16 protein-coding genes are annotated in these 21,037 nt (G+C 53.1%); 9 read left to right on the top strand and 7 right to left on the bottom strand.

Features of this window, described 5'->3' with window-relative positions:
* The first annotated feature begins 17 nt into the window (after positions 1-17).
* Together menD and H6G13_RS01180 are read left to right on the top strand one after the other, a co-directional pair.
* Positions 18-1,790 (top strand): 2-succinyl-5-enolpyruvyl-6-hydroxy-3-cyclohexene-1-carboxylic-acid synthase, encoded by a 1,773-nt coding sequence (gene menD / locus H6G13_RS01185; RefSeq protein WP_190481302.1) that lies wholly within the window; start codon positions 18-20, stop codon positions 1,788-1,790.
* A 128-nt stretch (positions 1,791-1,918) separates the two neighbouring features.
* Complete coding sequence (locus H6G13_RS01180; protein ID WP_190481300.1) at positions 1,919-2,140, top strand: hypothetical protein; 222 nt, start codon at positions 1,919-1,921, stop codon at positions 2,138-2,140.
* A 151-nt stretch (positions 2,141-2,291) separates the two neighbouring features.
* Here the strand turns inward: H6G13_RS01180 and H6G13_RS01175 are convergent, their stop codons facing one another.
* The 5 genes from H6G13_RS01175 to H6G13_RS01155 all read right to left on the bottom strand — a co-directional run bounded on the left by H6G13_RS01175 (position 2,292) and on the right by H6G13_RS01155 (position 6,123).
* Positions 2,292-3,638 (bottom strand): leucyl aminopeptidase family protein, encoded by a 1,347-nt coding sequence (locus H6G13_RS01175; protein WP_199305660.1) that lies wholly within the window; start codon positions 3,636-3,638, stop codon positions 2,292-2,294.
* A 153-nt stretch (positions 3,639-3,791) separates the two neighbouring features.
* On the bottom strand, positions 3,792-4,979 hold the full coding sequence (locus H6G13_RS01170; RefSeq protein WP_190481297.1) for a M20 family metallopeptidase: 1,188 nt from the start codon (positions 4,977-4,979) through the stop codon (positions 3,792-3,794).
* 73 nt (positions 4,980-5,052) lie between these two features.
* Entirely contained in the window at positions 5,053-5,244 is a 192-nt protein-coding gene (locus H6G13_RS01165) for a hypothetical protein (protein WP_190481295.1), read from the bottom strand.
* Between the two features lie 47 nt (positions 5,245-5,291).
* Positions 5,292-5,528: a hypothetical protein gene (locus H6G13_RS01160; RefSeq protein WP_190481293.1), complete on the bottom strand. Its 237-nt coding sequence runs from the start codon at positions 5,526-5,528 to the stop codon at positions 5,292-5,294.
* Positions 5,529-5,688: 160 nt separating this feature from the next.
* The gene (locus H6G13_RS01155) at positions 5,689-6,123 is read right to left on the bottom strand and encodes a gamma-glutamylcyclotransferase family protein (RefSeq protein ID WP_199305659.1); all 435 of its coding nucleotides are present in this window, start codon (positions 6,121-6,123) and stop codon (positions 5,689-5,691) included.
* Between the two features lie 1,097 nt (positions 6,124-7,220).
* On the opposite strand from H6G13_RS01155, the gene H6G13_RS29010 reads away from it, so the two are divergent.
* From H6G13_RS29010 to leuS, 4 genes are all read left to right on the top strand, one after another.
* On the top strand, positions 7,221-8,549 hold the full coding sequence (locus tag H6G13_RS29010) for a calcium-binding protein (RefSeq protein WP_190481289.1): 1,329 nt from the start codon (positions 7,221-7,223) through the stop codon (positions 8,547-8,549).
* A 450-nt stretch (positions 8,550-8,999) separates the two neighbouring features.
* On the top strand, positions 9,000-9,155 hold the full coding sequence (locus H6G13_RS01145) for a hypothetical protein (protein WP_190481288.1): 156 nt from the start codon (positions 9,000-9,002) through the stop codon (positions 9,153-9,155).
* 191 nt (positions 9,156-9,346) lie between these two features.
* Positions 9,347-9,751 (top strand): single-stranded DNA-binding protein, encoded by a 405-nt coding sequence (locus H6G13_RS01140; RefSeq protein ID WP_190481286.1) that lies wholly within the window; start codon positions 9,347-9,349, stop codon positions 9,749-9,751.
* Positions 9,752-10,091: 340 nt separating this feature from the next.
* Complete coding sequence (leuS, locus tag H6G13_RS01135; RefSeq protein WP_190481284.1) at positions 10,092-12,680, top strand: leucine--tRNA ligase; 2,589 nt, start codon at positions 10,092-10,094, stop codon at positions 12,678-12,680.
* 107 nt (positions 12,681-12,787) lie between these two features.
* Here the strand turns inward: leuS and H6G13_RS01130 are convergent, their stop codons facing one another.
* Positions 12,788-13,042, bottom strand: coding sequence for a hypothetical protein (locus tag H6G13_RS01130; protein WP_190481282.1), 255 nt, complete (start codon positions 13,040-13,042; stop codon positions 12,788-12,790).
* A gap of 380 nt (positions 13,043-13,422) precedes the next feature.
* Here H6G13_RS01130 and H6G13_RS01125 point away from each other — a divergent pair, with 380 nt between their 5' ends.
* From H6G13_RS01125 to H6G13_RS01115, 3 genes are all read left to right on the top strand, one after another.
* Positions 13,423-16,587 (top strand): MFS transporter, encoded by a 3,165-nt coding sequence (locus H6G13_RS01125; protein WP_190481280.1) that lies wholly within the window; start codon positions 13,423-13,425, stop codon positions 16,585-16,587.
* Between the two features lie 271 nt (positions 16,588-16,858).
* Positions 16,859-18,511, top strand: a complete 1,653-nt coding sequence (locus H6G13_RS01120; RefSeq protein WP_190481278.1) for an alpha-amylase family glycosyl hydrolase — start codon at positions 16,859-16,861, stop codon at positions 18,509-18,511.
* A 200-nt stretch (positions 18,512-18,711) separates the two neighbouring features.
* Positions 18,712-20,598 (top strand): alpha-amylase family glycosyl hydrolase, encoded by a 1,887-nt coding sequence (locus H6G13_RS01115; protein WP_190481276.1) that lies wholly within the window; start codon positions 18,712-18,714, stop codon positions 20,596-20,598.
* A 76-nt stretch (positions 20,599-20,674) separates the two neighbouring features.
* On the opposite strand, the gene H6G13_RS01110 is transcribed toward H6G13_RS01115, so the two are convergent.
* Positions 20,675-20,974: a ferredoxin gene (locus H6G13_RS01110; RefSeq protein WP_190481274.1), complete on the bottom strand. Its 300-nt coding sequence runs from the start codon at positions 20,972-20,974 to the stop codon at positions 20,675-20,677.
* Positions 20,975-21,037: the final 63 nt, after the last annotated feature.

The raw sequence follows: 21,037 nt of genomic DNA, 5'->3' as shown, positions 1-21,037 counted from the left end.
TGTAGTGGCGATTTGAAATGAAGCTTGATTTTTGCAACACCAATACGCTCTGGGCTTCTGTCTTGGTAGAAACTCTGGTGCGGCTGGGTTTGGAGACGGCGGTGGTTTCGCCGGGGTCGCGGTCCACGCCGCTGACGGTGGCGCTGGCGCTGCATCCTGGCGTTGAGGCGGTGCCGGTGTTGGATGAGCGATCGGCGGCGTTCTTTGGGCTGGGGGTGGCTAAGCGTACGGGCAAGCCGGTAGTCCTGGTCTGTACGTCGGGCACGGCAGGGGCAAACTACTATCCGGCGGTAATCGAAGCTAGAGAGAGCCGAGTACCGCTCCTGCTGTTGACGGCAGATCGACCACCGGAGCTGCGCGACTGCGCCTCGGGGCAAACGATTGACCAGCAAAAGCTGTTCGGTAATTTTTCAAACGGGTATGCCGAATTGGCAATTCCGGCTGCGGATTTGGGTTTGCTGCGGTATCTGCGGCAAACCCTGGTGCAGGCGTGGCGACAGACGCTACTGCCCGTGGCGGGGCCAGTCCACCTGAACTGCCCGTTTCGCGATCCGCTGGCTCCCTTAGAAGACGGTTCGACAGCAGCGATTAAGGAATGGGTAGACGATTCATTTTTTACCGGAGTACAGTTTTTTCCTCTACCTAGAACGGGACAAGGCACTGTACCTAGTGAGTCCCCCCCTACAGACGAAAGAAATACCCTCCATCCCCCCATCCCCCCATCTCCTTCCCTTTCCTCCCAAGGGCTCATCATCGCCGGGCCCGCCCAGCCCCTAGACGCAGAGGCTTATTGTGATGCGATCGCAAACCTCTCCTATCACCTCCAGTGGCCCGTCCTAGCAGAAGGACTTTCCCCTCTGCGTAACCATGCCGCTTTCAACCCGCACTTAATTACAACCTACGACGCGATTTTGCGACAGCCTGATTTGGCGGCCCAGCTAGTGCCCGATCAGGTGATTCAGATCGGCCCGCTGCCCACCAGCAAAACCCTACGGCAGTGGCTAGAGCAGGTCGATCCGCTGCGTTGGGTAGTGGACGATGGGTATCGCAACCTCGACCCGCTCCATGGCAAAACGGTGCCGCTTGCTAGCCTGATTGAGCTGCCAGAGTCTATCGAAGCAGCAACCGATGGGAACTACCTCAAGACCTGGCTAGAACTGGACTTCAAAGTGCGACAGCGCTTAGACCAGACCTTTGAGAAAACGACAGATTTAGTCGAGAGCAAGGTTGCTTGGCTGCTGCCCCGCACGCTGCCAGCAGAGACGCCTCTGGTTATTGCCAACAGTATGCCGGTGCGGGACATAGAGTGGTTCTGGAGCCTCAACGACCGGGGGATTCAGCCCTACTTCAACCGAGGCGCAAACGGCATTGATGGCACTCTGTCCACGGCTCTGGGAATTGCCCACGGCAATCAGCCTACGGTACTGTTGACCGGCGATCTGGCCCTCCTGCACGACACCAATGGCTTTCTCTCCTGTCCCCGTCTGCGAGGACACCTGACCATCGTGCTGATTAACAACAGCGGTGGCGGTATCTTTGAAATGCTGCCAATTTCTAAGTTTGATCCGCCTTTCGAAGACTTCTTTGCTACGCCCCAAACCGTTAATGTGGCAAAGCTCTGCGCTGCTTACAGCGCTGATTACGAACGGGTGGATGATTGGCAAACCTTTTCTCAGCGGTTAGGGAGCTTGCCCCAGGCCGGAGTGCGGGTGCTAGAGGTGAGGTGCGATCGCAAGACCGATGCCCCCTTCCGTCAAACCCTGCTCAACACCCTGGCAAAATTTCCCTAATCAGCGCCTGTTACAGTGTGGATGTCCTGTGTAACAAAACGCGTTAGCGCAGTCCCAGCGAAGCCACGCCCATGGCTTGCTTCCGGCAGGGTAGGCTATTGAACCGCGTCTCTACTTTCATAAACACCATGAGCGTATCTAAAGACGAAGCTAAACAGCTGCTTGAGAGAATGATCTTCGACGAAACCCAGCCCCGCGAATGGGTTGACGATGTTTGGGGGCTTAGCCCTGTGCTAGGAGAGCACGCCGCCAAGCTGTTAGACGCCTTTGATGTGCTGATCGAGTGCTGCCCCGATGAAAAGCTCGACAGTTTAGTCAAGTCTCTTTACCGAGAGCAGCTGGAGTTTTAGGAAGAGGTGAAGGGTGGATAGATCGCAGGAGGGGGCTGAAGTGAAGGTTTTGAGGGTCAAAATAAGGCTAGACCCACTGAACTCAAAGCTCAGCAATTCAGCTCTCTACCCATTTACCCTTCACCCTTCACCTTCTACCCTCTCCCTCCCCTCACTTCTTCCCAAACCGCTGCCGGATCAGCTCAAACAGCGCCCGCATGCTCATTGCCTCGCCGCCTTCGGGTCTGCCGGGGAGCGATCGCAAGTTCCAGGCCATCACGTCGATGTGAATCCAGGGAATAGTGGGTTTTACGAACTCTTGTAGAAACAGGGCTGCTGTAATTGAGCCGCCGTAGGAGGCGCTGGAGATATTGGAAATATCGGCAACTTTGCTGTCGAGCATAGGGCGGTAGGCCTGGTGTAGCGGCAGTTGCCAGAGCAGATCGTCCACTGCCTGACCTGCTTCTAGCAGGGCGTTGGCGGTCTCCGCATGGTTTGAAAAAACAGCGGGGAGTTCGGTTCCTAGGGCAACCCGAGCAGCCCCGGTGAGGGTAGCGCAGTCAATCAGCAGTTCTGGCTCCTCACTCACGGCTTCCCAAAGCGCATCGGCCAGCACCAGCCTGCCCTCAGCATCAGTATTGCCGACCTCCACCGTAATGCCTCGGCGAGAAGGCAGCACATCCAAGGGCCGCATCGAGTTGGAGGAGATGCTGTTAGAAACCGCTGGGATCAGCACCCGTAAGCGGATCGGCAGCTGTAGCTTCATGATCATCAGCGCCAGTCCCAGTACTTGAGCGGCTCCGCCCATGTCCTTTTTCATGTACTGCATGCCGCTGGCGTTTTTGATGTCTAAACCGCCGCTATCAAAGCAAACGCCTTTGCCCACCAGGGTTACTTTCGGAGCATCTAGATCGCCCCAGCGAAAGTCAATCAGCCGGGGGGCTTGGTCGTCAGCCCGGCCCACGGCATGAATTAGGGGATAGTTCTGCGACAGCAGATCTTCTCCGGTAATCACCTGGAAATCTGCTCCAAAGCAGCCAGCAATGTCTAGGGTGCGGGCTTCTAAATGAGCCGGGCCCATGTCGTTGGCTGGCGTGTTGATTAGATCTCGCGCTAAAAAAGTCCCCTCTGTCGCAGCAGTGACGTATAGGTGGTCGGCGTTTTTGGGGGGTATCAGCTGGGCCACCGGCTTTTTTGGGGCGTGCTTGTACTGGGCAAAGCGATATTGTCCTAGCTGCCAGCCTAGATAAAGCTGGGTGGCTTCAGAGTCAGACCAGCTATCGGCCAGGTGATAGTCCTGCGGCGGCAGCAGTTGGGGCAGGTTGCCGAGAACCCAGGTATCCACGGTCTTTGGCTTACCGACTAGAACCTTGCCGAGCCCTCCCTGCCCGTCGGGAACCAGGCTAAACGTGCTGGGTTCACCTTTAAACCCAGAGGCTGTTAACCAAGCTTGGCTCTCAGAATGCTGATTTTTGAGCTGAGCTTCGTCAACGAGAAAGATGGGGATGCTGCCGGACAAGATGGAGTCTCCTTTGAATGCGGGGAATAGATGCAGGGCGAAACTAACCTTGGCACCCGCGCTAGTGCCGGTACCAAGGGCAGTCATGGGGATAGGTTATTTATTGTAGGGCGATTGTTGAACTGCCCCCCCGGCCTAAAGATTAGTCTGGTGTTACAGGCTGGTGACAGCTTCCCAATAGCGGTAGGCAGCATAGGCCATCGTCACAACGCCTGTGGCAATAGCTGATTCGTCGACCTCAAATTTGGGGTGATGCAGTGGATAGTTGGTAGGTCGGTCGGCAAATCCTACCCCTAGCCGGAACATAGTCCCCGGTGCATGCTCCAGGTATAGGGAAAAGTCTTCTGCCCCTAGAGATGGTTCGTAGATCAGCTCTACCCGCTCTCGGCCAAAGGCTTCTTCAGCACAGACTTCCGTAATTTGAGTTAGCCCCGGATCATTGAGCACCGAGGGCACTCCGCGCCGATAGTTGATCTCGTACTTGGCTCCATAGGGCTCACAAACCCCCGCCACGATTTTCTCAATCCACTGGGGCAGGCGACTGCGGGTATCGGGATGGAGCGATCGCACCGTGCCCTGCAACGCTACTCGATCAGCAATGACGTTAGCAGCCCGGCCGCCGCTAATTTGGCCAATGGTCAGCACGACTGGATGTAGCGGGTTCTGGGTGCGGCTGATTGACTGCTGTAGGGTGGTAATTACTTGAGAAGCGATCCAGATCGCATCTATCGCTTCGTGGGGCCGGGCCCCGTGGCCTGACTCGCCAATAATCACGATTTCTAGATCGTCTGCTGCTGCCGTTAAGGCCCCGTAGCGAATGCCCACAGTACCGGCTCGAATGCTTGGGTAGACATGCAGGCTAAGGATGGCTGCCACATCCTGCATTACCCCGTCTTCGATCATCCAGCGGGCTCCCTGAGCGGTTTCCTCAGCGGGTTGAAACAGAAAGCGAGTTCTGCCTAAGGCCTTGCTCTCTAGTCGGGCTAGCACCATCGCAGCCCCTAGACCCACGGTCGTATGAACATCGTGACCGCAGGCGTGCATGATCCCCCGCTGAGTAGAGACAAACTCCAGATCGGCGCGCTCCACGATGGGCAGCCCGTCCATATCAGACCGGACTGCCAGCAGCGGCAGGGTGCCATTGCCCTCGAGCTCAGCGACTACGCCCGTTTTGCCGACTAGCTCCTGAACATGTAGGCCAGACGACGACATTACCCCGGCAACATAAGCTGCCGTTTTATATTCCTGGCCGCTCAGCTCAGGATGACTGTGTAGATGGCGGCGAATTTCGATCAGACGTGGCGTAATTTCTGCCGCAATGGTTTGAATTTGGCTCAGCATAAAATGGTGACTGAAGGGCGCTTTCCTGATCTTAAGCAGCAGTTAACCACCAAACTGTGATTCCTGCTGACAGTCAGGCTAAATCTATCTCGTCAGGATAGAAAATATAAAGCGCTTTTGCCCCCAGTTCGTCGGTGTAAACCTCAGTGGTTGTTGGGTCATAGAGGTTAACCACGATTTCTGCGGGCTGGGAAGCAGTTTCTAGATCACCAACAGCTGGAACTAAACCCGCAATTACAGCATACCGATAGGCTTTGCTAGGCACAGGAGGTGGGTAAAAAGGTTGCTTGAGGCGGACGATGTCGCCAACCTTCATTCTCCCAACAAAGCACTTGCATCTAAATTGATTTTGCTGCTTTCTAGGGCCTGCCAAAGGTCGGCGATTTGGTTAAAAGCTTCTTCTGAAGTCATCTTGCCCCCTGTATGCAGGTTGCTGATGAAGCTGATGCGCTGGGCAAACTCCTGAAGATTTGAGTTAAACATTACGTTACCCACACGTCCCTGACCGTAGTAACGGGAGTAGGTATGTAGAAAATCTCTTGGCACCATCTCAAAACCTCCTAAATTAACAGCTGTCCATAAAAACATCCGAGTGGAACACAGTTGTCTGGGTATGCCTGGATATTTATAAAATACCTCAGTACACCCGTTTCTTAACCTAGCCTTAACCTAAAAATCATGACATAATATTGGCGGGATGAAGAGTGTCTTAAGGTAGAAGACTGCCGCTCCAACACCCATTTGGCAGCCAAACTCCCCCAACGCTTTGCACTCGTAGGGGCTGCATGACATACACCCAAGCCTTGCCCAAGGGGGCCTGATCAGGTGTGAAAATAGTTCGCTCTACTCGCTGGTACTCACTCTCCTCCAAGGGGCGGTTGGGGTAATAGTCCTCAAACTCGTCTAGCCGGGTCAGTACTGCCCAGTCGACAAAGCTCAGCCGCATGCCTGTAACCCACCCTTCCTCTAAGGTCATAGCCGGGTAGCCTAGAGGCAAGTCATAGAGACGACCGGGTGCGATCGCAACCCTTTTCTCCAAGACATAGGGGGCACACATCAGTTCGTAGTAACGCTCCCCTGGCTTGAGCGTGCCGTAGACAAAGATGTGATAGGTGTCTTCAGACAGTAGGACAGCATTAGTCAATGGAATATCCTCCATATAAATCGCTATGATGGAGTGTTGACTTTATATAAATGAGTTTACCCAGGCTCACGAACTCAGGTGCAGTGCCGCTTCAATTTCATCAGAGAGTTTGTAGGTTTCAGCAGCCTTAGCTAGAGCATCTGCCAGTGAGGATGTCGCTAGAACCAATGCCAGAGATGATGCGGTCAGTGCCGACTGTCACTTGCTTAAATTGGTTGGCTTTGATACGGGTGAACTAGATTCTTAATATTTGGGCAAGAAAAAGCCCCACAGTTGAAGCGGTGGGGCTGCCACTAGGATGTAACTACCACTAAGCTAAGGATTCCCGGGGGAGGAGGTACTAACTCATTTCTGAAAAGTTTGTCTTTCACAGAATGAGGCAGACTATGGTGTGGTATCTGCTTGATGCACCTAAGCTTTCGAATTGGGCAATGGAGGCGACGGATACTGCAGGCAAGATACGAGTCTTCAGGCAGTTTTTTTGAATATTGAGATTGTAATGTGCGATCGCACAAGCTCTACGGCGAATTTCCCGTGAGACGGCACCGGAGTTGCCAGATCGAGTTAGTGCGGCAATGGCTTTGTTCTTGGAGCTTCCGCTAATTATGCGACATCATCGGATTCAAGCAGTGGAAGGGTTGGAGCCGGTTTGGTGAAAGCGCTGCCTCTTTTTTATCCCCGCACACTGGCAAGAGCCTCAGCACCTGCTCATGCTGAGGTTTTTTGGGATTGCGATCTCACTCCAACGTTCGACCACAACCAAAGCTCATATCCCATCGAACCCGAGTTCCTCGCCTAGAAACCTGAGTAGAGCTGCGGGACTTTCTTGAGCTTTGGATGGAGCGGTAACCCGGATTTCCAAAGGGTTTGCGATCGCTCAGGCAGCAGTAAAGAGATTTATCTTCCTTAACAGAACAAAAATTCTACTAATTTCAATAAATAAACGAACTTAGAAAATCAGCAACCTTAGCCGATAAGATTATCGCGAGAACGTTTTAGCCATAGGTGACAGCGTTCAATCGGGCAAGAATTTGGAAAACTTGTGCCAGGTAGTTGGGTCAGGGCTTGTAAAGGTTAATTGATTTTGGAGAAGAACAATGGCCATCTACTCAGGTACCAACAGTAACGACGAGTTGAAGTATCCCACTAAGGGAACGACAGGCAGCGATACCTATTACGGCCTAGCAGGCGATGACGTTATTGATGGCGGCCCAGGCAGTGACACTATGTACGGGGGAATGGGCAACGATACTTACTATGTAGATTCCACCACTGACCGAGTTATTGAGATTCTTGATCAAGGCATAGATACCGTCATCAGTTCTGTTAATTTCACCCTTGGGAACAACGTTGAAAATCTGACGCTATCTGGCAGTGCTTATACCGGCGTTGGCAACAGCCTCAGTAACACCATTCGCGGTAATAACCTCGGAAACAACCTATACGGCTATGATGGCAGCGACTATCTCTATGGCTTCGATGGTAATGACACCATTGATGGGGGGAATGGTCATGATTTTCTCTTTGGCGGCAATGGCGATGACTACCTCTTTGGTGGAGACGGCTATGGCAATGATTACCTCATTGGCGATGCTGGCAATGACACTTTGAATGGTGGGAATGGCGATGACAACTTATATGGCCTTGTTGGCAATGACTATCTTTATGGTGGTATTGGCAATGACACCATGTACGGCGGTACCGGCAATGACACTTACCACGTAGACTCTGCAGCCGACCGTGTTATTGAGTCTTTTGACCAAGGCACAGATACCGTAAATAGTGTTGTTAGTTTCACGCTGGGAGACAACGTTGAAAACCTGATGCTACTTGGCAGTGCTCGCACTGGCGTCGGCAACGGTCTCAACAATACTATCTACGGTAACAACTTCGCTAACCTCCTCTATGGCGGTGGTGGCAACGACTACCTCTATGGCAGCAGTGGTGATGACGAACTTTTTGGAGATAGTGGTGATGATGCCCTCAGGGGTGGCGCTGACAAAGATATTCTTCGAGGCGGCATTGGCAACGATACCCTCATCGGCGACGCTGGCGATGACCTCCTTATTGGCGATGCTGGTAATGACACCCTCATTGGTGGTGATGGCAATGACAAGCTCTTTGGTGGTATGGGCGCTGACACGCTTCTGGGGGCGATAGGCGCAGATATCTTTGGCCTCAATTATGATTCTGATGAAGTTGACATCATCAGAGATTTCAATTCAGCGCAAGGCGACAAGATTGAAGTTCCAGCATTCATCATTGGTAAGGGCTCTACGCGGCAGAGCTGGTTCAGCTACGATGGAACTACCGGTGACTTGTTCTACGATCCGGATGGTGCTGATCCAGCAGCAGCGGTTAAATTTGCCACCCTTGCTAATAAGCCCTCTTCGTTTAACACAAACCTTGATATCGTTCTTGTCTAGTGTATATTCACCCATAAAAAGCCCCGCTAGATAAGCAGTCAGCGGGATTTCTTCCAACCGATTGCCGTCCCTTGCACTCCCCTACCCGCAAAGCGTACGCAGCCAAAAGCTACCGCCCAGCGCCCAGTAGGTGGAGTGCCCTTTTATTGTTTAGCCGCTGCCCACAGCCCAGGGGAAGACTGCAATCGAGGTGATCAGGCTCAGCGTAACCCCAGCGGCATCACACACCGAGAAACCAGAGAGGTTTTGATCGCGTGGATACCTCCCAGCTATCCAGAGTTGGTCGCTTGTCTCTTACTAAATAACTCACAATATAGGTAGACGACTCACTTCAAAAGAACTGGCAGAAGCAGAGGCTACCGCTGCAGGCATCGCTACTTAGAAGCGCGAATACGAAGCGCTGGAGCTTGCGATCGCAACCATTCAATAGCGCCTCAGCCCCGTCAAATCGTGATTTTTGACCAGCACCGCAACTGCCGAGAAGCCAATGCGATCGGGGTTGAAGCCTTAATGGGCATCACCGTCCCTAACCCCAACTTCTCCCCTGGCACCACCTACACCCAACCCAAGCGCAACTGGAAAGCCGAAGGCTATGCGCCGCCCTAACCCCTTCTCAATTACTCAGATCAACATCCTTGCAGCCGTCGCCGCTCTACACGCTGGCAATACCTGTCTCGCCGATGCCTGCTGCTCGAAGCAAAGACACTCAATCCTCCCCGTTTCAGCAAACGCCACAGCAAACGCCCCAGTAAACGCCAGCATGACCCACAGATTTCCTATTTTAGGAGTACTACCCCATGACACAGTCTAAAGACCCCACCCAGCTCACAGACCTACTGCAGCAGCTCAAGTTAGCCATGACTGCGATCGCAGCCAACAACCCACCCAACTGGAAACGTACCCTAGCCGACTACCTCAAGCCCGACTGGCCCCAAGCTATCGGCGCAATCCCCACCCGCAAAGATAGACACGGCCCCACCGTGCTCTGGTGGATGGGGCACTATTACACGCGCCGCAGCGGGGAAAACAAGAAGTTTGGAGCCGCCATCTGGTTCAGCCGATCAGCCGGAGCAGACGCCGAGGGCAACGCCCGATACATCAGGCTCATCACCTTTTCCGACGCGCCCATGCCCGATGCCGAGGACTTGCCCGACTACGTTGTGTCTGCACTCAAAAAAGCGACAACAGAGCAACGACAATAGCTACAAGAGACTGGCGCTATCCTGAGCGTACTTTCTATAACCTCCCAAGACAAACTTGACACTATTATGGCTGCGATCGCACAGGCATCCCGCGACAATGGGGCGAGTCTTGGGAGGTTGAGCTTGTCCGTGGCTACCGCTGAGTTGAGTTAGCAGAAAAAGGCGAAGCCGTCATCCCCAAAAACCAAGGCCGAACGGCTGATGAAAGTCTAGGCTCGCTTTGTAGAATGGTTGTTCAGGATTTAGTGAACGAGTACAAAAAGGCTCTCTCTAGCGCTTACACTGGGCCTAGTGCTAATAGAGTCAGTCTGCAAGCGTAGCTGAAGTAGGAGTTTGGGGCGTGGAGTCCAGATACAATCCCGCAGAAATTGAGGCAAAGTGGCAAAAAACCTGGGCTGAGCAAGGCGTTGACCGGGCGGTTGAAGACCCTGGTAAACCCAAGTTCTATGCGCTGTCCATGTTTCCCTACCCCTCGGGCAATCTGCACATGGGCCACGTCCGCAACTACACCATCACCGACGTGATTGGTCGGGTGCGGCGTATGCAGGGCTATCGAGTGCTGCACCCTATGGGCTGGGATGCCTTTGGATTGCCTGCTGAAAATGCGGCCATTGATCGGGGAATTCACCCGGCCAAATGGACCTACCAAAACATTGCCCAAATGAAGGAGCAGTTGAAACAGCTCGGTCTAGCCTATGACTGGGGCCGAGAAGTGGCCACCTGCTCCCCCGACTATTACAAGTGGACGCAGTGGATCTTTGTCCAGTTTTTGCAGATGGGGCTGGCCTACCAAAAGGAAGCTGCTGTCAACTGGGACCCCATCGACCAAACGGTGCTAGCCAACGAGCAGGTAGACAGCGAAGGTCGCTCTTGGCGCTCAGGTGCGATGGTTGAGCGCAAGCTGCTGCGCCAGTGGTTCCTCAAGATCACCCACTACGCCGAAGAACTGCTGAATGATCTCGACAAGCTGCCCGGCTGGCCCGAGCGGGTAAAGCTGATGCAGGAAAACTGGATCGGCAAATCGACGGGGGCTCAGGTAGTTTTCACAACTGAAGCTGGCGATGAACTGCCCATCTTTACTACTCGCCCCGATACGCTCTGGGGTGCGACCTTTATGGTGCTTTCGCCAGAGCATCCCCTGGTAGAAAAGCTGACGACGCCCACTCAGGCAGCGGCGATTCAGGCGTATCAAAAAGAAGCGGCAGGCAAGAGCGACATCGACCGCACTGCTGAGGACAAAGAAAAAACGGGCGTCTGGACAGGCAGCTATGCTATTAACCCAGTCAACGGTGAGAACATCCCCATCTGGATCGCTGACTACGTGCTGATGGGCTATGGCACCGGAGCAATCATGGCAGTGCCAGCCCATGACCAGCGGGACTTTGCCTTTGCCCGCAAGTTTAACCTGCCAGTTAAGGTGGTCGTGCAGCCTGAAGGGGAAGCCCTTGATGGCGACACGATGACCGCAGCCTGGCCTGGTGAAGGTCACATGGTTAACTCTGGCCCGCTAGATGGTACGCCTGCTGGCAAGAGTGAGGGGCAGAGCGTGGGGGTTGCGATCGCATGGCTCGAAGCCCAAGGCAAAGGCAAAGGCGAAGCCAACTACCGCTTGCGCGACTGGCTGATCTCTCGTCAGCGCTACTGGGGCGTGCCCATCCCCGTCATTCACTGCCCCTCCTGTGGAGCGGTGCCCGTCCCCGACGATCAACTCCCCGTGCTGCTGCCCGAGGATGTCGAGTTTTCTGGACGAGGCGGCTCCCCCTTGGCCCGATTGGAGCACTGGGTCAACGTGCCTTGCCCCAGCTGCGGCGAAGCGGCAAAGCGAGAAACCGATACGATGGACACCTTCATCGACTCGTCCTGGTACTTCTTGCGCTATGCCGATGCCTGCAATGAAGGCCAAGTATTTGACCCCGTTAAAGTGAACGACTGGCTGCCTGTCGACCAGTATGTCGGCGGCATTGAGCACGCTATTTTGCACTTGCTTTACTCTCGCTTTGTCACCAAGGGGTTGCGCGATCGCGGACTGCTCAACTTTGATGAGCCCTTTAACCGCCTGCTCACCCAAGGGATGGTGCAAAACACCGCCTACAAAAACCCCAAGACAGGTAAATATGTCGCCAGCGCCGACGTTGCCGATCCCCAAAACCCGGTGGACCCAGCAACCGGCGACCCCCTAGAGGTCTTCTACGAGAAGATGTCTAAGTCCAAGTACAACGGGGTAGACCCGAAGGACGTGCTGGCTAAGTACGGAGCCGACACCGCCCGTATGTTTATCCTGTTCAAAGCGCCCCCCGAAAAAGACTTGGAGTGGGATGATGCCGACGTAGAAGGCCAGTTCCGCTTCCTCAACCGCGTGTGGCGCAGTGTGACCGAATTCATTGGCGCTGGATCTGCTAATGCGCAGGCCCCTGTGCCTCTACCAGAGGGCCTGTCGAAGGCTGAAAAAGACCTGCGCCGCGCTATCCATATCGCCATCAAAGAAGTCACTGAAGACGTTGAAGGCGAGTACCAGTTCAACACTGCTGTCTCAGAGCTGATGAAGCTCAACAACGCCCTCAGTGATGCCTCCTGCAAAGACTCACCCGTTTACGCTGAGGGGATTGAGACTCTGGTGAAACTGCTGGCACCCTTTGCCCCCCATGCTGCCGATGAGCTCTGGCAACAGATGGGCCAGGCTGGCTCAGTGCATCAGCAACCTTGGCCCCAAGCCGATCCCAATGCACTAATTGCCGACGAAATTACGCTGGTGATTCAAATCATGGGTAAGACTCGCGGCACCATTGAAGTGCCTGCTGATTCCGACAAGGCTGCCCTAGAGCAGTACGCGCGTGAGTCGGAAGTCGCTAAGCGCCATATCGAAGGCAAGGAAATTAAGAAGGTGATTGTCGTCCCTGGCAAGTTGGTAAACTTTGTTGTTGCTGGGTAGTTAAGGCCGTCCCTGTTATCGCAATACTGAGCGCTACGGCCTTAGGCGTTAAGGCATCAACAGCTCTCCCCTGAAGGGGGGTGAAGGGGCACAGCTAACATGAGGCATCAATCGTAGTGGACTGGCAAGGCTAATGCACAATCCTTAGCCTTGCCAGTCACTCCATAGCTTGCTACAGCCTTGCGAACGTGGCTTCGCTTTTCTTGAATGCCCAAAGGGCTATGTGCTTCGCCCGCCATGACAGCACGAGGATTGCCTTGCTTCGCCCACAATGGCAGCAATGTATTGCGCTGTTTTGGCTTTATTGGTTCAGTAATAATTGCGTAATTTTTATAGGCTTTATTGGCCTTGTCAACATGCAATTATTGATATCTAAGCTTGCTTCTAATGCTGACGTTTTTAATGATTTGCTAAGTATTTCGCTTTTGCCTCTTTCTTAAGAGAGAAACTTTTGAAGCTAAATTTCTAACTTTCGGTATTCCGTCTTCTAGATAGCCTTTAGAGAGGCTGTGATCTCTTCAAGAGCAGTCGAGCTGTACCGATAAGAGAGGCTGCATCTAAAAGCGGATTCTGCGGTGAAAAACCGCTCCATCAAAAGGTTTATACCGCTGGAAAGATGCCTCTAACTCAGGAAAACGGTTGAATTAGGCAGGTGATTTTGGCCATCTTGGGGATGCCTGCCTCACCCCACATGCTTCTTGAGAAGGGGCCTAGCGAAGGAATACATTAAGGGAAACAAATCATGATTGGATACGCAAGAGGGCTGCTAGTGCTGGAACACCTAAGCATGGGGCTGGCCCAAGTTGTAGGTCCTGGGGTATATACTCCAGAGCAAACGTCAGTTCTTTTTTCCGGACCACAATTTTTTATCGCCTTAATTTCAGGGCTGGTTCTAACTTTTGGCTTTCAGCTGCTGCTGACAAACCTTTCGGTTGCTGCGGGAATTTCCTGGGTTGGCCATTCCTCATCCTCCTCAGACAGCTCAGATTCGGGCGGAACTAGCCCTGGGAAGATCGGTACTGCCTTTGGGGTATGGACGCTGATCACGGTTAGTCTGGCCCTGTTTTTTGCCTGTCTGTTGGCCATTCGGCTGAGCCTGTATACCAGTGCCTTAATGGGAGCGATCACCGGACTGGTGATCTGGGGCACTTACTTCTGCCTGCTGTTTTGGGTGAGTTCAACCACAGTAGGTTCGATGATTGGTTCCATCATTAAGACTGCGACCTCGGGTTTTCAGTCTTTGGTGGGCACAGCGACATCAGCGCTGGGTGCTAAGGCTGCCAGCAATCAGGTCGTAGCCACGGCAGAGGCGGCGGTAGCTGCAGTGCGCCGAGAACTAACCGCTGGCATGGATACCGACAACATTTCGGATGCGCTGCGGGACTATCTGTCTAATGTGCGGTCTCCTGAAGTTGATATTGACGGAATTGAGTCTGAATTTGAGCGGCTGGTAGAAGAGTCTCGGCTGAGTGATGTTGCTGATCGCGATACGCTCCGTCAAATTAACCGCGACACCTTCGTGAAGTTGGTTGACAGCCGCACTGACCTTTCTCGCAAAGAGATTAACCGCATTGCTGACCGCCTGTACCGGAGCTGGCAAAAGGCGCTGATGAGCGTTCCCGAGTCGGATTCTCTCTCTGAGATGGTGTCTTATCTCAAGTCGGCTCGCCCTGAGGAGTTGGTTTCTGACAAGCTGAACCAGCGCATCGATCAGGTGATGGAGGAGATGCGACGGCAGCGTGAGATGGATCAGTCCAATCTGTCGAACTTGGCGGACCGAGTTGGTCAGGTCAGCCAGGGCAATCAAGGTGGCCAGGGCGGCCAAGGATCTCCTGGCTTAATGAGCCAAGGTCTAAATACGCTGATGGCCGTGGTGATGGGCCGAGCTGATCTTTCTGATCTAGATGTAGAAAAGATCATTCAGCAGTTTAAATCTACTCGCACTAAGCTGACCAGCCAAGCTAATACCCTAACTAGCAAGGTCAGTGGAGAACCTGAAACTCCCTTTAGTGTTGTCAGAGCGGATGTAGAGAACTATCTGCTCAATACCTATCCTTGGCAGATGCGCCCAGAGCGACTGCGGGTAGAGTTTCGGACAGTCATTTACGACTCTACCGCCGATGCTAATGTCTTGCGTCAGGAACTGGAGCGGCTCAACCGCTCTGATTTTGTCGACATTCTCAAGTCTCGCGGGCTGCTGACGCCAGAGGAAATCAAGGCGACTTCTCTACAGCTAGAAGCTGTTCGTAAGGAAGTTCTGCAGGAGGTTGTTCAAACTGCTCGCCTAGAAGCAGCTAAGGATCTTCAGGAGCGCATCTACACCTTCTTACGGTTTACGCCCCGCGATGAGCTTCTATCCGATATGGGAGAAAATGCTTTCAAGGCGTTGATGGAAGACTCCGATGCTCGGCTGGATGACCTGGAGGATCGCTTCTCCCAGTTCAACCGAGAGCTGTTTGTGCAGATTCTTCGGAGCCGACCTGACCTAGGTGAAGATGAGGTGCAGCAGGTGGCCAGCCGCATGGAGCGGGTGATGAACCAGGTGATGGCCGATGCTCAAGGTATGCAGGAAGCAGCTCGCACTCGGGTTAATAACCAGTGGCAGTCGGTGCAGGACTACCTACGCAATACCGGCAGGTCTGAGCTTAACCCCGAAGGGATTAAGTCTGATCTGCAGACACTGCTGCATGAGCCCGATGAAGGGGCTCGCCGACTGCAGGCGCGGTTGGCCAACTTTGATCACGATACACTGGTTGAGCTTCTGAAACAGCGCCCCGATCTCTCTGAGGCTGAAGCTTACGAGATTGCTGACCAGGTTGAGTCTAACTGGTACCGAACCCTGCATGCTCCAACGGTTCTGACTGACCAGGCTAAGATGCAGTACGACCAGGCAACTAATGCGATCGCAGACTACCTGCGCAACACAGGCAAGCCTGAACTTAGCCCCGAGGGCATTCAGCGGGATCTGCAAACCCTGATGCGCGATCCGAAGCTGGGCGCTAGTGCAATTCGCAATCGGTTGGCTTCCATGGACCGCGATACGCTGGTGCAGCTTTTGAGCCAGCGGCAAGACATGAGCCAAGAAGAAGTCAATCAAACGATTGACCAAACCCTAGAGTCGATTCGCAGCGTCGTTCGGGCACCCAAGCGGCTAGCGCGACGTACTCAGTCTCAGGTGCTCTCCTTTGAGCAGGCCATGGAGGACTATCTGCGCAATACAGATAAAGAAGCCCTCAACCCCGATGGCATCAAGCGCGACCTGAATTTGCTGCTGACCGACCCACGCCTAGGGGCCTACCGGATGGGCGAGCGCCTGTCCATGATTGATCGGGATACACTAGTGGCACTGTTGGCTCAGCGGCCTGATATGACCCGCGAAGAAGCCGAAGCAGCCGTTGATCGAGTGCTGTCGGTGCGCGATCAGATTGTTGACCAGATCAAAGGCGTGCAGGAGCGTGTTAAGGCCCTAGTGCTGGGCGTTTTGGGACGCATCCGCAACTACCTCAACTCTCTGGATCGCCCTGAGCTCAACTACGAAAGCATTCAGCGCGATGTGCGGCGGCTGTTTGATGATCCCCAGGCTGGATTTGATGCCCTGCGGATGCGGCTCTCCCAGTTTGACCGGGATACGCTGGTAGCTGTAGTCAGCTCCCATGATGCCATCTCTGAATCCGACGTAAACCGCGTTCTCGATCAAATTGAAGGGGCCCGGGTCGGCGTTCTGCAGAAGGCCGAGCGGCTGGAGCAGCAGGTTGAAGAACGTGTCCGGGATATGAAGCTACAGGCTCAGCGTCAGGTTGAAGAGACGCGCAAGGCGGCTGAAGCAGCGGCTTGGTGGATCTTTGGCACGGCGGCTGTATCGGCTGTGGTATCTGCGATCGCAGGTAGCCTAGCCGTCTCCGGTTAACGACTACTGTTTTCGTCTCCGCTTTTATCCTCCCAGGCTTCCCTGGGGGGATTTTTATATAGCTGTGGCTACTCCCTTGGGGCGATGCTGAACCGCTGCAAAGCGAGGACGATCCTGTTGAGGACGCTTCTTTTGTCCGTCTTGTTAGTCTGCTTGAAGATGCCTGGAACCTGCCTTGGGAGCGAAGTCTTGCGCCCCCTCAGCCAAGCAGAATTCTTTGCAGGCTTATGCTGAACCCGATTATTACGCTCACTCCTTCCTTTAAAGCACCATGAGTTTAATTGAATTTACGTTGTTTGCGCCTTATAACAATGGGGCCGAGTTAAAAGGCGATTTTTCTAACTGGGAAGCCATCTCAATGAGCAAAGGGGAAGATGGCACTTTCCGCACCAAAGTAGACCTGGAAGATGGAGACTACGAGTATAAATTCAGGGTTCAGTCTCAGAGCTATTTCTTCAAGCCCGACACCTGGGTTGAGGTGACGGACCCCTATGCGATCGCAGTCAAAGATGACGAAACCCAAAACGGCGTTGTCCGCATTCGCGACGGACAGCGGGTAGTTGATACCTACGAGTGGAAAAACGACCACGTCAATCTGCCTGCCGACCATGAGCTAGTCATCTATGAAATGCACATTGGCGACTTCTCAGGCGGAGAAGAGGACCCCAACCCTCGGGGAAAGTACAAGCACGTTGTTGAAAAGCTCGACTATCTAGCAGAGCTAGGCGTCAATGCAATTGAGCTGATGCCAGTCAATCAAAACCCAGGTGACTACAGCTGGGGCTATATGATCCGCCACCTGTTTGCAGCCGAATCTAACTACGGCAAGAGCGAAGAACTCAAACGGCTGATCGATGAGTGTCATGGCCGGGGTATTCGTATCATATTGGACTGTGTTTTTAACCACACAGACACCGAATCTCCGCTCACCCAAATCGACCACAATTATTGGTACAGCAGACACCCCAGCGATCCGGAATACAACTGGGGGCCAGAGTTTGACTATGCCCATTTCGATGACAATTTAGGAATCTTTCCGGCTCGTAAGTTTGTCAATGACGTCATTAGCTTCTGGGTCAAGGAATACCACATCGACGGCATTCGCTATGACGCGGTCAAGCAGATTGACAACTTTGACTTCCTCTATGGGGCAGTAGAGGTGGCAAAACAGGCAGCCGGTCCCAAGCCCTTCTACAACATCGCAGAGTTCATTCCCAATACGCCAGTCGTCACCAACGAAGACGGCCCTATGGACGGCTGCTGGAATGATGCCTTTTCCTACTGCATTGGAGAATTTATCACCGGGCAAGAGACGAATCTGGAGCGCCTCAAAGATGCTGTAGAACCTCGTCGATTGGGCTATATGGGCGTCACTAACGTTGTAAACTACCTGGCTAGCCACGACCACAATCGACTCATGATTGAGCTGGCTAATAACGAGATCTTCGATGAAGAAGCTTTCCGGCGAGCTAAGTTAGGAGCGGCTTTGTTGTTTACTGCCGTAGGGGTACCCATGATCTGGATGGGCGAGGAATTTGGCTCATACCAACCCAAAGAAACTAAATCCCATAAGATTGAATGGAACCTGCTTGAAAATGAAAACAACAAGGGGCTGCTTCAGTACTACAAAGGTTTGATCAACCTACGGAAAAACAATCCTGCTCTGCACACAGCGAATGTTGACTTTCTCCATACTAACCAGGAGGGTCAGGTGCTGGGCTATAACCGCTGGAATGATGAAGGATCTCGGATCGTTGTGGTAGCTAATCTTTCTGATAACTACTTGGCGGGCTATGCTGTGCCTAACTTCCCTGAAAACGGCACCTGGCACGAGTGGACCCGTGACTACGATATCGAAGTGAACGATCACACTTTGGTCGATGACTTGGCGGAGTATGAGGCCCGCGTTTACGTGTGGCATTAACGCTTGAGGTGACCTTTGCCGGGTCTAGCTAACCTCACACGATCCTAGTTTTGACCCCTGTAGAGACATGATGAATCGCGTCTCTACAGGGGTTAAAGCTTTGTTGAAGGGGCTACTGACTCTAATTTTGCCTTTAGATAGAAGCCGTATTGGAGATCATTCGCTAGCATGAGCTTGCCTGTTGCTTTACTACGGTTTGTATGGTCAGCACACCCCGCTTTACCTCTCCCCCTTCTGAGGAAGTTCTTGAGGAGGTCAAGCAGTCTGAAGCCGATATTGACCTAGAATTTCTCTACACTCGCGACATTGAGTTTCGCCAGGAAACGATTTACTTTATTGTGGTAGACCGTTTTTATGACGGCGATCCGGACAATAGCGAAGGCCCTAATCCAGAGCTGTACGACCCTACCCAAACCGAATGGGGTAAGTACTGGGGCGGTGACTTACAGGGCGTTATTGATAAGCTGGATTACTTAAAAAACTTGGGCGTTACGGCCGTCTGGCTGACGCCGCTATTTGAGCAGGTTGAAGGCGTTTTTTTTGAAAGCGCTGCCATCCACGGCTACTGGACTAAAGACTTTAAGCGGTTGAATCCTCGCTTTATCGGCAAGGATGAAAATCCGTCTCTCAACGCTACTCAAGAAGACCGCAACACCGTTTTTGATCGGCTCATTGAGGAACTGCACAAGCGTGACATGAAGCTGGTGCTTGATATCGTCTGCAATCACAGTAGCCCTGACATCGGTGGCACAAAAGGGGAACTCTATGACGACGGTGAGCTAATTGCCGAGTTTCACAACGACGAACAGCACTGGTATCACCACTACGGGGAGGTGATGGACTGGGAGAACGAGTGGCAGGTGCACAACTGCGAATTGGCGGGACTAGCCACCTTCAATGAAAACAATGCTGCCTACCGCAACTACATTAAGTCGGCAATTAAACAGTGGCTGGATCGAGGTGTAGATGCGCTGCGGGTCGATACGGTGAAGCACATGCCGATTTGGTTCTGGCAGGAGTTTTGTGCCGATATTCAGACCCACCGACCAGACGTGTTTATCTTTGGGGAATGGATTTTTAACCATCCTGCTGACGATCGCTCGGTGGAGTTTGCCAACAACTCAGGCATGAGCGTACTGGACTTTGGCCTTTGTGTAACCATTCGCAGCGTGCTTGCCAAGGGCGCTCCCCAAGGGTTTCATTTAATCCAGGATATTTTTGATCAGGACTATCGCTACAGTGGGGCCACGGAACTGGTCACCTTTATCGACAATCACGACATGCCTCGGTTTCAGTCGCTCAACTCTGACCCGGAGATGCTGCGGATTGCGATCGCACTAATCATGACCTGTCGGGGCATTCCCTGCCTCTACTACGGCACCGAGCAGTATCTGCATGACGATACCGACGGCGGCCAAGATCCTTACAACCGCCCGATGATGCAGTCTTGGGACAACGATACCGAGATCTATCAGATCATCCGCCGATTATCGGGCCTGCGCCGTCTAAATCCAGCAGTCTCCCTTGGTAGTCAATGGCAGAAGTACATTACTCCTGAGGTGTACTGCTACGTTCGCAAGTACCGCGACTCTCGCTGCTTTGTGGCAATGAACCGGGGCCTGACGGCCATTATTCCCTCTGTGCAAACAGATTTGCCAGATGGTGAGCATACCTGCATTTTGTCTCAGCGCAAGTACACCGTGACCGACGGCTGTCTGAACAATCTAGAAATAGATACTCGCGGCGTCATTGTCCTCAGCCACATTGGGTTACGGGTCAAAGGCACCATCATTGTGCGGGCTCAGCTAAATGGAGTAAACACTCAGCCCGGTGAGACGATTGCCATCATCGGTGACTGCCCCGAATTAGGCTGCTGGGACATCGGCAAAGCCTTTCACATGGAGTACATCAACGACAACACCTGGTTTGGCGAAATTCCCTTTGACGAAAGCGCAGGTAAGCTGATTACCTACAAGTACGTCATGCTGCGCGAGGGCCGCGCGCCGCAGCGGGAAAATCTGGTAGCTCGCCGCTGGGTTTTGGCTGGGGAAGGGATTGTGAAGTGGCGAGATACTTGGGCGGGGTAGGGAATAGATAAAAAAATAGGGGCATTTCTATTTAAGAAGCCCCTATTTCTACAAACTTTTGACCCTAAGCTTTGGTTTAGTAAAGCTCTTCTTCCTGGTGGGTTTTGATGGTGCAGTCGGAGGAGGGGTAGGCGACACAGGTCAGTACATACCCAGCTTCGATCTGGTCATCATCTAAGAAGGACTGATCAGATTGATCGACGGTGCCTTCTACCATTTTGCCTGCACAGGTGGAACAAGCCCCAGCACGGCAGGAGTACGGCAGTTCGATGCCTTGCTCTTCAGCTGCATCGAGAATGTACTCGTCGTCAGCCACATCAATAGTGGTATTTAGTCCTTCAGCCTCGTTAACTAGCGTAACCTTGAAGGTTGGCATGGTGCTATCCTCTCATCACAAAAGAAACCGATTGAAGATCCTGGAAGTCCCGTAGAGAGATGG

This window comes from Pseudanabaena sp. FACHB-2040, assembly GCF_014696715.1.
Taxonomy (GTDB): Bacteria; Cyanobacteriota; Cyanobacteriia; order Phormidesmidales; family Phormidesmidaceae; genus JACVSF01.
The sequence above is the reverse complement of the archived record's forward strand: the minus strand, read 5'-3'. Positions and strand labels throughout refer to the sequence as shown.

Excerpts from the sequence above, each read along its gene's own strand:
- H6G13_RS01160 (WP_190481293.1), bottom strand. The coding sequence starts at position 5,528 with ATGGTGCCAAGAGATTTTCTACATACCTACTCCCGTTACTACGGTCAG.
- H6G13_RS01170 (WP_190481297.1), bottom strand. The coding sequence starts at position 4,979 with ATGCTGAGCCAAATTCAAACCATTGCGGCAGAAATTACGCCACGTCTG.
- H6G13_RS01120 (WP_190481278.1), top strand. The coding sequence starts at position 16,859 with ATGAGTTTAATTGAATTTACGTTGTTTGCGCCTTATAACAATGGGGCC.
- menD (WP_190481302.1), top strand. The coding sequence starts at position 18 with ATGAAGCTTGATTTTTGCAACACCAATACGCTCTGGGCTTCTGTCTTG.
- H6G13_RS01180 (WP_190481300.1), top strand. The coding sequence starts at position 1,919 with ATGAGCGTATCTAAAGACGAAGCTAAACAGCTGCTTGAGAGAATGATC.
- H6G13_RS01110 (WP_190481274.1), bottom strand. The coding sequence starts at position 20,974 with ATGCCAACCTTCAAGGTTACGCTAGTTAACGAGGCTGAAGGACTAAAT.
- H6G13_RS01125 (WP_190481280.1), top strand. The coding sequence starts at position 13,423 with ATGATTGGATACGCAAGAGGGCTGCTAGTGCTGGAACACCTAAGCATG.
- H6G13_RS29010 (WP_190481289.1), top strand. The coding sequence starts at position 7,221 with ATGGCCATCTACTCAGGTACCAACAGTAACGACGAGTTGAAGTATCCC.
- H6G13_RS01115 (WP_190481276.1), top strand. The coding sequence starts at position 18,712 with ATGGTCAGCACACCCCGCTTTACCTCTCCCCCTTCTGAGGAAGTTCTT.
- H6G13_RS01140 (WP_190481286.1), top strand. The coding sequence starts at position 9,347 with ATGACACAGTCTAAAGACCCCACCCAGCTCACAGACCTACTGCAGCAG.